This window comes from Salinivibrio sp. ES.052 (assembly GCF_900141775.1).
In the GTDB taxonomy this organism is placed as follows: domain Bacteria; phylum Pseudomonadota; class Gammaproteobacteria; order Enterobacterales; family Vibrionaceae; genus Salinivibrio.
On sequence record NZ_FSRI01000003.1, the window covers coordinates 579,763 to 594,221 of the forward strand.

At 46.5% G+C, this 14,459-nt stretch carries 16 protein-coding genes and 1 pseudogene; 12 read left to right on the top strand and 5 right to left on the bottom strand.

Going from position 1 to position 14,459, the window contains the following annotated elements:
* The first annotated feature begins 71 nt into the window (after nucleotides 1-71).
* The 6 genes from BUQ98_RS15515 to BUQ98_RS15540 all read left to right on the top strand — a co-directional run bounded on the left by BUQ98_RS15515 (nucleotide 72) and on the right by BUQ98_RS15540 (nucleotide 4,293).
* The gene (locus BUQ98_RS15515) at nucleotides 72-965 is read left to right on the top strand and encodes a restriction endonuclease (RefSeq protein WP_074214678.1); all 894 of its coding nucleotides are present in this window, start codon (nucleotides 72-74) and stop codon (nucleotides 963-965) included.
* A gap of 31 nt (nucleotides 966-996) precedes the next feature.
* Nucleotides 997-1,962 (top strand): restriction endonuclease, encoded by a 966-nt coding sequence (locus BUQ98_RS15520; protein WP_074214679.1) that lies wholly within the window; start codon nucleotides 997-999, stop codon nucleotides 1,960-1,962.
* A 91-nt stretch (nucleotides 1,963-2,053) separates the two neighbouring features.
* Nucleotides 2,054-2,518: a hypothetical protein gene (locus tag BUQ98_RS15525; protein ID WP_074214680.1), complete on the top strand. Its 465-nt coding sequence runs from the start codon at nucleotides 2,054-2,056 to the stop codon at nucleotides 2,516-2,518.
* A gap of 102 nt (nucleotides 2,519-2,620) precedes the next feature.
* Nucleotides 2,621-3,037 (top strand): hypothetical protein, encoded by a 417-nt coding sequence (locus tag BUQ98_RS15530; protein ID WP_074214681.1) that lies wholly within the window; start codon nucleotides 2,621-2,623, stop codon nucleotides 3,035-3,037.
* 249 nt (nucleotides 3,038-3,286) lie between these two features.
* Nucleotides 3,287-3,661 (top strand): hypothetical protein, encoded by a 375-nt coding sequence (locus BUQ98_RS15535; RefSeq protein WP_074214682.1) that lies wholly within the window; start codon nucleotides 3,287-3,289, stop codon nucleotides 3,659-3,661.
* Nucleotides 3,662-3,759: 98 nt separating this feature from the next.
* On the top strand, nucleotides 3,760-4,293 hold the full coding sequence (locus tag BUQ98_RS15540; protein ID WP_074214683.1) for a hypothetical protein: 534 nt from the start codon (nucleotides 3,760-3,762) through the stop codon (nucleotides 4,291-4,293).
* 228 nt (nucleotides 4,294-4,521) lie between these two features.
* Here BUQ98_RS15540 and BUQ98_RS17300 read toward each other — a convergent pair.
* Nucleotides 4,522-4,629 (bottom strand): annotated as a pseudogene (locus tag BUQ98_RS17300) (IS110 family transposase); the annotation flags it as partial.
* Between the two features lie 89 nt (nucleotides 4,630-4,718).
* On the opposite strand from BUQ98_RS17300, the gene BUQ98_RS15550 reads away from it, so the two are divergent.
* The gene (locus BUQ98_RS15550) at nucleotides 4,719-5,240 is read left to right on the top strand and encodes a GrpB family protein (protein WP_074214685.1); all 522 of its coding nucleotides are present in this window, start codon (nucleotides 4,719-4,721) and stop codon (nucleotides 5,238-5,240) included.
* 107 nt (nucleotides 5,241-5,347) lie between these two features.
* On the opposite strand, the gene BUQ98_RS15555 is transcribed toward BUQ98_RS15550, so the two are convergent.
* Together BUQ98_RS15555 and BUQ98_RS15560 are read right to left on the bottom strand one after the other, a co-directional pair.
* On the bottom strand, nucleotides 5,348-5,626 hold the full coding sequence (locus BUQ98_RS15555; RefSeq protein WP_074214686.1) for a type II toxin-antitoxin system RelE/ParE family toxin: 279 nt from the start codon (nucleotides 5,624-5,626) through the stop codon (nucleotides 5,348-5,350).
* Nucleotides 5,626-5,907: a type II toxin-antitoxin system TacA family antitoxin gene (locus BUQ98_RS15560; protein WP_069586513.1), complete on the bottom strand. Its 282-nt coding sequence runs from the start codon at nucleotides 5,905-5,907 to the stop codon at nucleotides 5,626-5,628. Before BUQ98_RS15560 ends, BUQ98_RS15555 begins: the two co-directional genes overlap by 1 nt.
* 521 nt (nucleotides 5,908-6,428) lie before the next feature.
* On the opposite strand from BUQ98_RS15560, the gene BUQ98_RS15565 reads away from it, so the two are divergent.
* Together BUQ98_RS15565 and BUQ98_RS15570 are read left to right on the top strand one after the other, a co-directional pair.
* A complete protein-coding gene (locus tag BUQ98_RS15565) occupies nucleotides 6,429-6,665 on the top strand; it encodes a hypothetical protein (protein ID WP_074214687.1) in 237 nt (78 codons plus the stop codon).
* Between the two features lie 354 nt (nucleotides 6,666-7,019).
* Nucleotides 7,020-7,541, top strand: a complete 522-nt coding sequence (locus tag BUQ98_RS15570) for a GNAT family N-acetyltransferase (protein ID WP_074214688.1) — start codon at nucleotides 7,020-7,022, stop codon at nucleotides 7,539-7,541.
* Between the two features lie 39 nt (nucleotides 7,542-7,580).
* Here BUQ98_RS15570 and BUQ98_RS15575 read toward each other — a convergent pair whose 3' ends face one another.
* Nucleotides 7,581-9,014: a diguanylate cyclase gene (locus BUQ98_RS15575; protein WP_074214689.1), complete on the bottom strand. Its 1,434-nt coding sequence runs from the start codon at nucleotides 9,012-9,014 to the stop codon at nucleotides 7,581-7,583.
* Nucleotides 9,015-9,226: 212 nt separating this feature from the next.
* Nucleotides 9,227-10,858 carry a glycoside hydrolase family 13 protein gene (locus BUQ98_RS15580; protein ID WP_074214690.1) on the bottom strand — a complete coding sequence of 544 codons (1,632 nt, stop codon included), beginning with the start codon at nucleotides 10,856-10,858 and terminating at the stop codon, nucleotides 9,227-9,229.
* A gap of 217 nt (nucleotides 10,859-11,075) precedes the next feature.
* Here BUQ98_RS15580 and BUQ98_RS15585 point away from each other — a divergent pair, with 217 nt between their 5' ends.
* The 3 genes from BUQ98_RS15585 (at nucleotide 11,076) to pgl (ending at nucleotide 14,459) form a co-directional block, all read left to right on the top strand.
* Nucleotides 11,076-11,996, top strand: coding sequence for a LysR family transcriptional regulator (locus BUQ98_RS15585; RefSeq protein WP_074214788.1), 921 nt, complete (start codon nucleotides 11,076-11,078; stop codon nucleotides 11,994-11,996).
* A gap of 238 nt (nucleotides 11,997-12,234) precedes the next feature.
* Entirely contained in the window at nucleotides 12,235-13,737 is a 1,503-nt protein-coding gene (gene zwf, locus BUQ98_RS15590) for a glucose-6-phosphate dehydrogenase (protein WP_074214691.1), read from the top strand.
* Nucleotides 13,734-14,459 carry a 6-phosphogluconolactonase gene (gene pgl / locus BUQ98_RS15595; RefSeq protein ID WP_074214692.1) on the top strand — a complete coding sequence of 242 codons (726 nt, stop codon included), beginning with the start codon at nucleotides 13,734-13,736 and terminating at the stop codon, nucleotides 14,457-14,459. The genes zwf and pgl overlap by 4 nt, the downstream gene beginning before the upstream one ends.

Below are 14,459 nucleotides of genomic sequence, written 5' to 3' on the forward strand. Positions count from 1 at the left end.
TTAATTTAAGTTCAGTGCTTTGCGTTGTCAGCCCCTTAAGCGGGCGTTAGCATTCCAACATAGAGAGAATCATGAACTGGAAAGAGTACGAAAAGGAAATCTATGATTATTTCAAGGAACAGTATCCGGATGCTGAAATAACTTTGGATGCGAAGAAAGAAGGGTTGTTTTCAAAGGTCAAGCGGCAAATTGACATTCTTATAGAGCAATATGTTGCAGGAAACAGAATAGTTATCGCCATTGACGGCAAGTATTTTAATAAAAAGGTCGATGTAAAAGCTGTTGAAAGCTACATAAGTATGCTGGAAGACATCGGTGCTCATAAAGGTTTGCTAATCTCTAAAGAAGGATTTACCGAGGCAGCATATAATCGTGCGCACTTCGGTTCTACTGAAATTGAATTGGAAGTGCTCAATTTCAAAAATCTATATGCTTTTCAATCTCATGGTGCCATTCCCTATTCCGGAACTAACGGCGCATTAATCCCGTCACCCTTTGGCTGGGTTGTTGATGGACAAACTACACCAGCTTGGTTGGCGACTCTTTATCAACAAGGAAGAACATTAGACGAAGCAATGAAGGTTCGTGAGTTTATGTATGTTCAATTCTGGGATAGGCGTAAAGATGATGATTCATTAGAAGATTTATTAAAGTTCCAGGAAGAGCGGTTTCGAGAGGTTGATTCAGAGTGCAATATTGAGTTTTTGCCAACAATAAGTCGCAAAGATGTACAAACAAAGCTACGGGTTGCCAGGATTAAAAATTACCCAACGCCTGAGTATACTGGGTTTGTGGAGTTTGATGAATTCATTTTCTTCTGCGTTATGTTTTCTCCTGAAAATCGCTCAAAAAGCAATATTCGTAAACTAGAAAACATCATGAAGGCAGTTTTGCCAATAAAAGTTACTCATGAAAATACTAACAAGTCAAAGCACTCGGACGCTGTAAACGGCGCCGGTGTTTGAGGCGTTAACCAGGAGAGGCAAAGAAAAAAACATGCAGCTAAGAAGTTGGCAACAGAATTTTGTCGATCAGTATCTGTCGTCTGACGCTCAGAAATCTCTGCTAATTGCTGTGACAGGTACCGGAAAAACGATTACTGCCTTAAGTGCTGCTAAGGGGAAGATTGAGAAGGGTGATGTTTCTAGGGTGGTTGTCGTATCCGACAGAAAAATGCTGCAGTATCAATGGGCGCATGTTGCACGTGAAATAGGTATGGAGATTGACACCACCTTCGGGCAGCGCAGTGCCTCTTTAACCTACCAGTCAATAATCAGAAGTAAGAAAGAGTTCGAAGAAGTTGTAACCGGGCAGGATTCCATCTTCATATTTGATGAAGCAGCTAAGCTTAGTAAAAGAACGGAAGACCTAGGCGAAGAAGTATTGCGTCAAAATCCAAATAGTAAGCTTCTGTACTTGAGTTCGATACCGGTTAGGGGGCATACATTCGATTGGACCCACGAGATCGGGCGCGAGTTCATCTATCAGCCTGAAATCATAAGGCTCCCAGAAACACAGATAGAGATTGCCAGATATTCACCAAGCATTCTGCTTCTTGAGCAACTAAGAGCCCCTGGTTTTTCGCTAGAAAGCTTGTCTTGGCGTCAGTTTGAGATTCTCATTTCCAGATTGCTTGAGGCCGATGGTTATGAAATTGAATTAATGAACGGCACAAAGGATGGTGGCGTTGATATCGTTGCTGTTAAAGATATGAAGGAAGCTGGGCTGTATAAAGCTTTGTGGCAGGCAAAAAAATACAAGACATCAAGCAAAGTGGGGATTTCAGCTATTCGAGAGCTAGCTGATGTTCGGAATGAGTTCGGCGCGAGCAAAGGGATACTTGTTACAACCAGTTTTCTAACCCGTGGTGCTCTCGACCGTGTATACCGTGATAAATATATACTTGGAAAAGTTGACAGAAACGATCTTGGCAACTGGATAAATAGGCAGCTCTTCGAGTGAAGGTTAACAAGGCGCTGCTGTCGGACAAATTTTACGCTGCGCTTCAAATTTGCCGCAGAGCGCGGCGTTATGTGTGTATGGGGAGGTAAATGTGGATCACAATAGAGAACGGTTGGCTGCTCATATCCTTCCCCTTTCAGTGGCAACCGATTTTGATACCGCGAGAACTGAATGGGCGCTCATTGGGGTGGAGGTCAGTGAAGAATTTGATAGCTGCCCCTGCGGCCAAGACATCAAAGAACACTGCTACATCCGCAATCAGATCAATGGAAACACAACCTACGTCGGCAATGTCTGTATTAATCGTTTCATCGGCATTGAGACCGGAAATCTTTTCGCTGGGCTCCGCCGAATAGCGTCAGATGACACTGCTAATGCAAACGAAGACTTGATCTACCATGCTTTCAAGCTTGGCTACATCTTTGATCAAGAATACAAGTTCTTGATGGATACCCGCCGAAAACGGAAATTGTCACCCAAGCAAGTAGCCTGGAAGCAGAAGATCAATCGACGCATCATCAATAAAACCGTGGTGCAGCGCCGTAGCAGCACATAACCAGTGCAGGCACGGCGACGCCCATTACATTGCGCCTTCGGCTCCATTCCATGGGCGCGCATGCTGCAAACGTTATGAGTTACCAATGGAGAAATACTCACTATGAGAAATAAAATGTTGATAGCTATATGTCTTCTTCTTTCTGGAGTAGTACAAGCTGGGGAGGTTGTTATTGATGTCCCTGCATTAGTAGGGAAAAGCAAGGCTGATGTGGCTAAAATCATCGGGGAGCCAACATCTTGTAGCTCATCAAAATATGGCGAGAAGTGCCAATTTAAAAAAGCAGAAGCTGAAATTGTATTTATCAAAGGAAAAGCGGATTGGATAACGGTTGAAGGTATTGATGACAAGCCATTTTCTGATGAAACAATACAATTACTAGGTTTCAAGAAACAAAGTCCATCTTTCAGTAATTCATTTACAAAACGCTGGGAGCCATTGCAAGGGCTAATATCAGTTTCTCTATTTAAAGGCAGCAGCAACTCTGACTATGCTTACATTAAAGCGTACACAAAGTAGAGTAGCCTCACTCATAAAAAACGGCTGCACGGGACAAATTTCTGGCGACGAATTGCACTCCGGAAGTGATGAGTGGTTGCAACGTGGTTATGTCGAGAACGTCAGAAAATATCTATTTAATGCAGCAAACTAAATTCGAGGCATATGGCGCAACGCGGCCTAACAAGTGCATGTTATCGGACGTGTACTATGTTGCGATCTGTACCCGACGCAACTACAAGCGTCATGTATCAAATAAGAATTAAACCTATGGAATTACCAATCGAATATCGTTGGCTAAAAGCTCATCGATTTGAAGGCTTTCTTCCGTGGTGGTTCATCGAAAATCCCGGTCAAGAAGGCTTGAGAGCGGAATATCAAAAAGAAACTGGAGAGGATTTTTACCCTTTCGCTAGGCGACAAGACTTCGACGATGTTGCCGGATTCAAGGTTGTGAATGGGGAAATACAAAGAGAGGTGGTATCCGTCCATTTAACTTGGGCAGGTAAAAGAGAAGTAGAGGGCTTCCCTGTCAAGGCTGTATACAAAGATATTTTTGAATGGTTGTCCCAAGAGGTTTTGCCCGAAACTGCAGATTGGGTTACTGAAGAAGACTTGGCCGATCTTGAGGAAGAAAATGCATAACTAGGTGGTCAACGGGACCGCTTTTCCGCGCCGCCTTCGGCTCTGCTCCAAAGCGGCCCGTTACCTTGGCGTTATGTGAATAGAGGAAATAGTCAGCAGTGAAATATCGTTTTAGTAGTGCGATAGCGGGGTTATTAGTGGCTATCTTATGCCTAGTTTCTTTTGGCTGGTTAATGGGAAAACATGCAAATTCAACTTCGTTCATAACAATCGCATTCCAATGGCTGGTCGATATTGGGACAATATTGGCAGGTTTTGGTACGTTGTGTGCTGCTTACGTTGGTTATCTTGCGTTAAGTGCGTGGAAGGTACAATCAAAAGGGCAATCAAGCATCACTCGGCTAATAGAATGCCAAGAAGCTATAGCTGTCTTGTGTGTAGAGGTTTTGCCTGCGACTGTTTCACTGCCTCAGGAAAAGAGAAATGAACTGTATCGTCTGTTTGAGCGACTGTTGGTCAACTTAGCCGTTTTATCAAGAACTTCATCACATAAAAATGAACTGCAACGCATTCGGCAAAGCTTATTAGTTCCAAGTTATCGGTTTCGTGACTTTGGAGTAATCTGGCCTGATGACAAAGAAAAGCTTAAGGCTGCCGAAGAGCAATTAATCAATGTCATCGAACGCTGGTAGAATTCACATAACACATATGAGCCCTTCTCCGGTCAATAGGCAATAGCATTTTTTGGCTGCGCCAGCAGCCAATGCTCTCGAACAACAAAGTCGGCTACTTCGCTCTGTCATTTCCGCCATTAAGTCATTGCTTACGGCAAACACATATAGAAGGTCTGTTACTGCGACTCACCGCTGCCTGCCAATCATGTGACAGGGCCATTAGACATTACTTCCCGTTCCCACGCAGGAGCGTGGGAACGAGTTATGGAGAATGACTCTTCCGTGGTCGTCCACCGCGTGAAGAGAAAAGTGGTGCTTGGCGAGATCAACGCCACAAAAGAATTGAGTAGACATGGTTACCTCCGGTATTAAAGGCCGCACCTCAGTGTGGTAGATCTTTAAGAGGGGGGAATACATGTCATTCGTTATTTAAATAGGAAGTTATGAGTCAAAGAATTATTGAAGTCATTGATTATCAGCCGCAATGGTTAGACGAATTTGCCAGAGAAAAAGAGCTAATCAGTTCTGTTTTAGCAACAGCTAATATTTGTTCGATACATCATATAGGTAGTACATCGGTTAAAGGATTATGTGCCAAACCAATCATCGATATGCTTTTGGAAGTAAAAAGTCTTGATAAATTAGATGACGAATCAGAAAAGATGGCTTCTCTGGGTTATTTGGTGAAGGGAGAGTTTGGTATCAAAGATCGCCGTTATTTCCAAAAAGGTGGAATACAACGAACTCATCAGGTTCATGCGTTTTTAGTAGATTCTCCAGAAGTTAAAAGGCATCTGGCATTTCGTGATTATCTAAGAGCTTTTCCAGATGTTGCGTTTAAATATGGAGAAATAAAAAGGGCGGGAGCAGCAATTTGTAACAATGACATAGATGTTTACATTGATTACAAAAATAGCTTTATAAAAGAATATGAAGCAAAGGCAGTTGGGTGGAAATTTACCTAAAAAATCGAAGCAATTGACAAAAATACTTGTCACGAATTGTGCTCCCCAAAATGTAGCGCTCTGTATTTTTACAACTGTACTCAGCGTTAGTTCTCCAGAGGAAGCAATCAATCCGTAGGGAATTTTTGTTTCTGGTGGAGTACACGCATAACTTGGATGATATCGCCCTCGACCCAGTAAGAGACAATCATCGAAATCTCAGGAATAATGAGTAATCGTCCGCGGATGCCATCTCGTTGTACGCCCATTAAAGGTTGTTCAAGCAAGTTTTCTACTTTTGCTTCAATGAGGCTGTCAGTTTTGTCTGCCACCTCAGGGTTGAAGTCATAGAGAAACTCAAAGATCTTTTCACGATCGTTAAGTGACGCTTCTTCCCATAAAATCATTACTTGCCTCGATTACGGATTCTGGCTTTACGCTCTTCCATTCGAGATTGAGCAGCTTGGTGCTCAACGAAAACGGATTTTCCTGAGTCAAACTTCTCAAATGCTAGGTTTACTTGTTCAGTTAACCACGCATCGTGAGATAATGTTTTTCTTTGTTGTTCAGCGAGTTGCTCAGTAAGTTCACGGCAAGCATCACTCAGTGTGCGCCCTTGGCTCTCAGCCATTTGTTGTGCTAGGCGTTTTGTTTCTTCATCAACACGAAATTGAATTCTGGTGTCCATGATGTATTCCTTTATTGTTGTGTGTACAAATGTTAGCACTCGGACTTGAGATGGGCAACTAACACATATGAGCCCTTCTCCGGTCAATAGGCAATAGCATTTTTTGGCTGCGCCAGCAGCCAATGCTCTCGAACAACAAAGTCGTCTACTTCGCTCTGTCATTTCCGCCATTAAGTCATTGCTTACAGCAAACACATATAGAAGGTCTGTTACTGCGACTCACCGCTGCCTGCCAATCATGTGACAGGGCCATTAGACATTACTTCCCGTTCCCACGCAGGAGCGTGGGAACGAGTTAAATAACCTAGCAAAATCCCTATAACAAACGCCTCAATAAGGGGCTTGGACTTGATCCGTTTTACTGGACACGCATCGACGCCCTGAGGAGGTCAGCATGCCAGCCTATAAAACGGGTAAAAAGACAGCGCAATATCCACCAGACTTCAAAGTGAAAGTGGTTAAATGGAGCGATTAGATGCATCGAATAATGAATGCGGTTTTAAAAGCCCTAAGGAATTAGAATGAATAGTATATTTTGTGAGAATTGTGGGAAAGAAACTGAGCATAAAGAAACCATAAAGCAAAAACCTTCGAAGTATGGGAAAAGTAAAAAAGAACAGTTTAAGGCTTTTCTAGACGGTTTCTTTGGTGGTGTTGCCAGTCCTGTTGGTGCATCGTTGGACTTAATCGATCGATATGAAGTTTGTACAAGATGCGGGCATAAAACCTTAAAAAATCAGGGTGACGAATTTCAATAGTCATTAAAAAATAGGGCATATAATGGATAAACACCTTGTCGCATTAGGCGGTGGTGGTTGGATGATGGGAGAACAGCAAAGCGAATTAGATCAATATCAGTGATTATTCAGCACTACATTTCGTTAATGGTCGGCACCATAAGACGATTACCAGTCAAACAGAGGCAAAGGTAACCATTAAGAATGTTGATTAGGTTACGTTTTTTTTCTGGTTCCTACGTAGAAGCCGCCATTTTTATTGTGTGAGCTAAAACACATTTTCCGTGATCTATGAGCCAACATGATATGGAACCATATTAATATGGCGAGCTAGTTAATAATTGAATAAATGGATTTATTATCAATAGTTTAAACATGAAAATCTGCCCAGAAATCGAAGTATCGAACGCGCAGCATGAGGCTATTCAAGCGCTTAGAAACAAGGCATTTCCTGACCATCAAGTTGCCCGTTCTTACCATAAGCAGCTTCTCCACATGCGGGCTTTGCAGTACCACGACAATCAACTGATTGGTTATATGGGGCTGGATTACAGAGCAGTGAATGTCGGTGGTGAGGTATACAAAGTGTTAGGCGTGAGTGATTTTTGCATCGACAGCGCTTGGCAAAGAAAGGGGGTTGGCTCGGGTATGCTGGCGCAACTGACTGACTATGCGCGAGATAAAGATGTTGATTTCATTATTCTTATTTCTGAGCTGCACGATTTTTATGTGGCCAATGGCTTTCAGCTCGTCGAGTCACATGCCTCTTGGCTGCGCATCCATGAACATACCAACTATGGCGTTGCGGTCGAGTATGTCGATGAATTGTACGTTAAACCGATGAAAGATAAATCATGGCCTGCAGGACATATGGATTGGCTTGGGTATATGTATTAATGCCATAGGTATAAGTAGCTTATGGCGCGTAAGAGGGGGTTAATCGTCTTTCGTATGGCGCGCTGGGCGTTGCTCAAATCCCACTTGATCACGTCCATTGTTCTTCGCCCAATATAGGCGTTTATCCGCCAAGTGGATAAGATAGTCAGGCGAGATGTCTGGCGTACACTCAATGGTTGCAACCCCCAAACTAGCGGTAACATGACGAGCGGCGTTGGATCTGCTGTGGGGAATACCGAGTGCTGCAATCGACGCTTTAATGGTCATCGCAATCGATACGGCGTCTGCATGCTGGGTTTCCGGTAAAATACAACAAAATTCCTCGCCACCATATCTCGCGGCCAAATCTTGTGGGCGCTTGAGGCTGTGTCGAATCACCTCGCCAACGGCCTTTAGACATCTGTCGCCCGCCAAATGACCATAGGTGTCATTGAAGTTTTTAAAGTAATCTAAATCGATCATAATCAGCGATATAGATGCGTTGATTCGCCTCAGGCGGTGATATTCGGCACTTAAAACGTCGTCAAAACGACGTCGGTTAGCCAAACCGGTGAGCGAGTCTGTAATACTGAGATCTTCTAGCTTGTCACGCGCTATTTTGAGCTCGGAAAGGTAGTTTAACTGATCCCAATAGGTGCGAAGTGTAAATAGGGCGAGTAACCACAATACAATCAGCGCTCCCACAGCGACTCTCACCTGATGACGCCAATCTGCCTGCCAATGCTGGTCTGCCTCCCCGACCACGGCATAAAAAGGGAGCCCCTCGACTTTACGAATACTGAATAAACGTGGAACGCCATCTATCGGTGAGGTGGCGCGAAAGCTCTTGTCGGTTTGCCCGGATGTGATAAAAGCCTCAACGATAGGATCATCAATCAGTTGACCCAAGGTTTCCGGCTTAGCGGGCTTTCTTGCCAATAATCGAAGGTTTTTGTCAGTGATAGCGACCACATCCAGGGGATCTATGGAAATATGCTCGACCCATTTAGAGAAAAAGGTGAGATCAACGCCCAAGGCTGCAAAACCGTGAAAGCCGGGTTGGTCCGGCAAAAACTTTCGCGATTGGGTGACATTCAGTGGGCCCGTTGTGCTTTTAAACGCATTGGAGACGAATGTATTTCGGTCGGGAGAGTCTCGCAGTGCCTTACAGTAGTCTCGATGGCTGCCATCCCAGCCGACTTCATCGCTGTTGGCATGAGTGATAATACAGTTTTGATCAAAAAAGCCGGCGAGAATGACATGAGGAACCGTATTCATTTTGGAGACAATCAGCGCTGTTAAACGTTGATTCGTGTGTGGATCCGGATGGGGGTATACAAGGTCTTCGGGTTGGACATGCCCTAGAATATCCCTCAAGACATAGTCGGTAATTTGAAATGAGCCTTCAATCCATTCGGCGATCAAAAAACTCACGCCTTCGACGCGCCCACGGGCTTTATCTTCTTCCTGCTGCAACGAGCGTACCAAGCCCATTGTTGCTACTGCACCGAGAAGCAAGCAAAAAAGCACACAAAAAATCAGACTGCTCTTTCGGTTGGACACCAATCACACTGCTCCATCGTTCACAAATTTAACTATAGGTGCAGGTTTTTATGTTGTCGACACAGCCTGAGCAGACGCGCGCCCGTAGATATCTGCAGGCGCGATCACACCGTCTTGATGATATTGGGGTACCGAGTATCCCTTTATTGCATCACTGCAAATGACTCATAAGGGGCCAGTGTGTAGGTAGAGCTTAACTGTTTAACCGGATCCATGTTGTAGCTTAAACAACTTAAGGCCTTATCGTGCCAGTGCGCGGGGAGGTTGATGGTTTGTTTTTGCTCACTAAAGTTGCTGATCACCAAAATACGGTGGGTGTCGTCGAAGCGCTCATAAGCGATGACATCCGAATGCTCTTCCGCCACAGGCGCAAACTGGCCGTTTACGATCACTGGGTATTGCTTGCGCAGCTTAATCAGTTCACGGTAGTGATAAAGTACCGAGCCGCTATTTTCAGTCGCCCGTGCCACATTGATGGTGGTGTAGTTAGGATTAACTGGTAACCACGGCGTCCCTTGGGTAAAGCCTGCCTGCGGGGCGTTGTCCCATTGCATCGGGGTGCGCGCGTTATCGCGACTGTTTTGGTATACCGCCTCCATCATGGTGTCTGGGTCAACGCCTTCCGCGACGCGCAAGTCGTAAAAATTGCGGGTTTCGATGTCTTGATAATCGTCGATAGACGGGAAGGCGACATTGGTCATCGCAATTTCTTCCCCTTGATAGATATAGGGAGTGCCCTTCATCAGATGCAAGGTCGTGGCGAGCATTTTTGCCGAGCGGGTCCGATATTGACCGTCGTGACCGAACTTGGACACCGCGCGAGGCAAATCGTGGTTGTTCCAAAATAGTGAGTTCCAACCGCTATCGGCCAGCGCTTGTTGCCATTTGAACAGTACGTGTTTAAGGGCGGCGACATCCAACAGCACGGGCTGCCATTTATCGCCGTCTTTCCAGGTAGCGGTAATGTGTTCAAATTGGAACACCATGGAGAGTTCATTGCGTTCCGGTGCGCTATAAAGCTTGGCGATCTCCGGCGTTGCGCCCCATGTTTCGCCGACGGTGAGCAAGTCTTTGCCGCCAAATGTGGCCCGGTTCATAGCCTGTAGCAGTGGGTGAAGGCGCGGACCATTGCCAGTGATGCCTTTATCGATTTCTTTACCAATTAAATCAATCACATCAAGGCGGAATCCGCCAATGCCTTTGTCAATCCACCAGTTCATCATTTTATACACGGCGTCATGGACGGCGGGGTTTTCCCAGTTCAGATCGGGCTGGCGTTTGGAGAACAAGTGAAAGTAATACTGCTCGGTGTTTGGCTCCCATTGCCATGCGCTGCCACCAAATATGGAGCCTTGATCATCGGGTGCACTGCCATCGGGTTTGGCATCGCGCCAAATGTAAAAGTCGCGATAAGGACTGTTTTTGTCGTGAAGCGCGGCTTGGAACCAAGGGTGTTCGTCGGAGGTGTGGTTGACCACCAAATCCATCACGATTTTGATGCCAAGCGCGCCGGCTTTATCAATTAAGCGCGTCATGTCTTCCATGGTGCCAAATTCAGGCGCGATCGCGCAGTAATCGGAAATGTCATAGCCATTGTCATCCATCGGCGATTGGTACACCGGCGATAGCCATAACACATTGACGCCGAGCCAATGTAAGTAATCGAGCTTCTCGAGAATTCCGTTAAGATCACCAATGCCATCACCATTGGTGTCGTAAAAACTGCGTGGGTAGATTTGATAAACAACGGCATCATGCCACCAAGCGTTCTGCATACCGATTACCTCTTTATCTCTGGATAAATTTGAACAGCGGTTCAATGATGGGAGTGAATGTACCTGTCCATGACCAAGATGAAAAATAGATGAACGACCCTCATTTATAGTCATTTGGCTATATCCATGAGTATATAAAACGATATTACGGGCTATGCTGACTCTGGTAAGTGTTTTAAGCTATAGCGGTTAAAGTGAAAATGTGAGCGGTGATACGATGGACGTAGAAAAGGCGGCAAGCTATTTTTTAGCCGTGGCTGATAGTGGCAGCATAAAAGCGGCGGCGTTACAGCTGGGGATCAGCCAACCTTCGTTGACCGCACAAATACAAAAGTTAGAACGGCGTTTATCAAGCCAACTATTGGCGCGTCATCCGCGCGGTGTCAGTATGACCCCTGCGGGCAAGCTTTATTATCAGCATGCGACGGCCCAACACGCTTCGCGCCAGCGATTGCAAGCACAGTTGCATGCACTTCAGGCCCGAGAAGCGGGGCAGGTTAAGCTGGGTACGGGAGAAGCTTGGTGGCCCTTGTTTGTGGAATCGGCGGTGGTGGCGTATCAAGCTGAGCACCAGTGCTCGGTACACATTGAGTTTGGTAATCGATTAGCGTTAATGTCATCGCTTTTGAATGGCGATATTGATGTCTTTATTGGTCATGAAATCAGTGAGCTAATCGCCACCAGTCAGGTTCGTTTTATCCCACTATTTCAAGATACCGAAGCTTGGTTTGCCTATCACGCGCATCCTTTATTCAAACCGCATAAAGGCGATGTGACTATCGATGAATGCCTAAGCGACTGGCCTTTATTACGAGTGACACCCGATCACCCTCGCCATGCGCATCTGCTCTCTCGTCCTTTGCCGCCCTTGTTAAACCTTCATCCTCATGCTTTTGATCTCGATTCACTTTCTGCCAGTGTTTCATTGCTACAAAGCACGCAGACCGTCATGCCTTATACCGATAAAGCCGCGTCATTTCTCAGCGAAAAGGGGATTAACGTGCTTTGGGTTAACCAAGCTAAACGGGGCAACGTAGGTATCTATACCGCTTCTGAGGCGACAAGCGAGAAAGTGTCACGTTTCGTCGCGTGCCTGTTGACCAGTGGGAGCGACTGGATGGAGCCTAATGCGGGTTGACCACCTCCTACCAGTGCGGGGCAGCTTATTGAGTAAGAAAGTGCTAGACTAGGTCGCCTTTGTCGCACACTGCCTGTGTCGTGCTGGCTGCGAATGTAGGGATTAGCTAGCCGATTCAGCGTATTCCAGTGGTGACATCGATGAAATCAATAGGTAGCGCCAATTACCAATTTGGCCTTAGCGCTGCTAATTTGTGGCGCAAATCACATGCAGTACCTTTATTATCAAAGGAAAGATGATGGTAATTCCAGAAAACAGCAGTATTGTTATTTTTGGTGCATCTGGCGATCTCACCTTCCGCAAGCTGATCCCAGCCCTGTACCACTTGTATGCGAACAAACAGCTGCCTGCGTCTTTCGCGATTCTTGGCGCAAGCCGCACCTTCTACAGTGACGAGTCGTTTCGCGATAAATTACGTCGCTCGATGCAAGAGCTTGAAGAAACCGATCCTGCCACGCTCGACGCCTTTATGGCGCACGTGCACTATCAATCGTTCAATATCTCAGACACCAACGAATATGGTGCGTTGACGAACCGCTTGGATGCGCTTTCTGACCAATATGGCTTTACTCAGCGCAATACGCTTTTCTACCTTGCGACCCCGCCGAAGCTGTATAACTTTATTCCTGCCTGCCTGGCAGCGCATGGCCTCAATGATGAGAGTAGCGGCTGGAAACGCTTGGTGGTTGAAAAGCCATTTGGTTACGACCTTGCCTCAGCGCGCCAACTCGACAAAGACATTCATGCGTATTTCGACGAGCACCAAATTTACCGTATTGACCATTACTTAGGTAAAGAAACGGTGCAAAACCTGCTGGTTTTCCGTTTTTCTAATGCGATGTTTGAACCGCTTTGGAACCGTAACTTCATTGACTATGTAGAAATTACGGGGGCTGAAAACCTTGGGGTAGAAGGCCGCGGTGGTTACTACGATCAGTCTGGTGCGGTGCGCGACATGTTCCAAAATCACTTGTTGCAAGTGTTATCGCTCGTGGCGATGGAGCCTCCGGCGCAAATCAATGCTGACGCCATGCGTGATGAAGTATTCAAAGCGTTGCAGTCACTCGAGCCGCTCTCTGACGACGACTTACACAATAACCTAGTGCTAGGTCAGTACACCGAATCTCACGTGGGTGGTAAGCCACTGCCTAGTTACCGTGATGAGCCAGGTGTGGCGGAAGACTCGCGTACTGAGACCTATGTTGGCCTGAAGATGTTTATCAACAACTGGCGTTGGAATGGGGTGCCGTTTTATGTGCGCACCGGTAAACGCTTGCCAACTCGCGTGACCGAAGTGGTGATCCACTTTAAACAGACTCCGCACCCTGTATTCGGCAAAAATGCGCCCGAGAACCGTTTGGTGATCCGCATTCAGCCCGACGAAGGCATTCAAATGAGCTTTGGCCTTAAAGAGCCGGGCGCAGGTTTTAACGCCAAAGCGGTCAATATGGATTTCCATTATACGTCGCTGGAAGAAACCCAGATGCTGACGGCCTACGAGCGTTTGTTGCTGGATGCCCTGAAAGGCGATGCCACCTTGTTTGCACGTAGTGATGCGGTCGAAGCTTGCTGGCAGTTTGTTGAGCCTATTCTGCAATACAAGGATAATGGCAAAGCCCTATTTGGTTATGCTTGCGGCACGTGGGGGCCGAAAGAAGCGGATCAGTTGCTGGAGCGTGATGGCCATGCTTGGCGCTTTCCCTGCAAAAATCTGACTGACACGGAATACTGCGAATTATGATAAATGCTCGAATTTTTGATGATGCCGACGCGGTGGTCAATCATTTAGCGGACACGATGCAAGCGCTCAGCGAGCAAGATCGTGCCGTACACATTTCGCTTTCTGGCGGCAGCACGCCTAAAATGCTGTTTAAGCGTTTAGCCAGTGACGATTATGCCAATGCGATTCAGTGGCAAAACCTGCATTTTTGGTGGGGCGATGAGCGCTGTGTGGCACCAGATGATGCCGAGAGTAACTTTGGCGAAGCCGACAAGCTGCTGTTTAGCCACATTCGTATCCCGGAAGAGAACATTCACCGCATTCGTGGTGAAGACGATCCGGACGTGGAAGCGGCGCGCTTTAGTGCGGAAATGCAAGCGCTGATCCCAAGCGAAAACGGCACGCCCGTGCTTGATTGGATTTTGCTGGGCGTCGGTGGCGATGGGCATACGGCCTCGCTGTTCCCGCACGATCCTCAGTACGATAATACCGCCTTGGCGCTGGTGGCCTCGCACCCAGAGTCAGGTCAAAAGCGGGTATCAAAAACCGCCCGTGTTCTGCGCGCGGCGAAGAAAATCAGTTATCTGGTATTGGGAGAGGGCAAGCAAGCGATCGTGCATGAGATCGCCACACACGAGCCTACCCAACTGCCATACCCTGCCGCCAACGTCCGTAGCGCGAAAGGCACCACGGAATGGGTACTCGATGCCGCGGCAGCAAAAAAATTACCAGAACAGAATTAA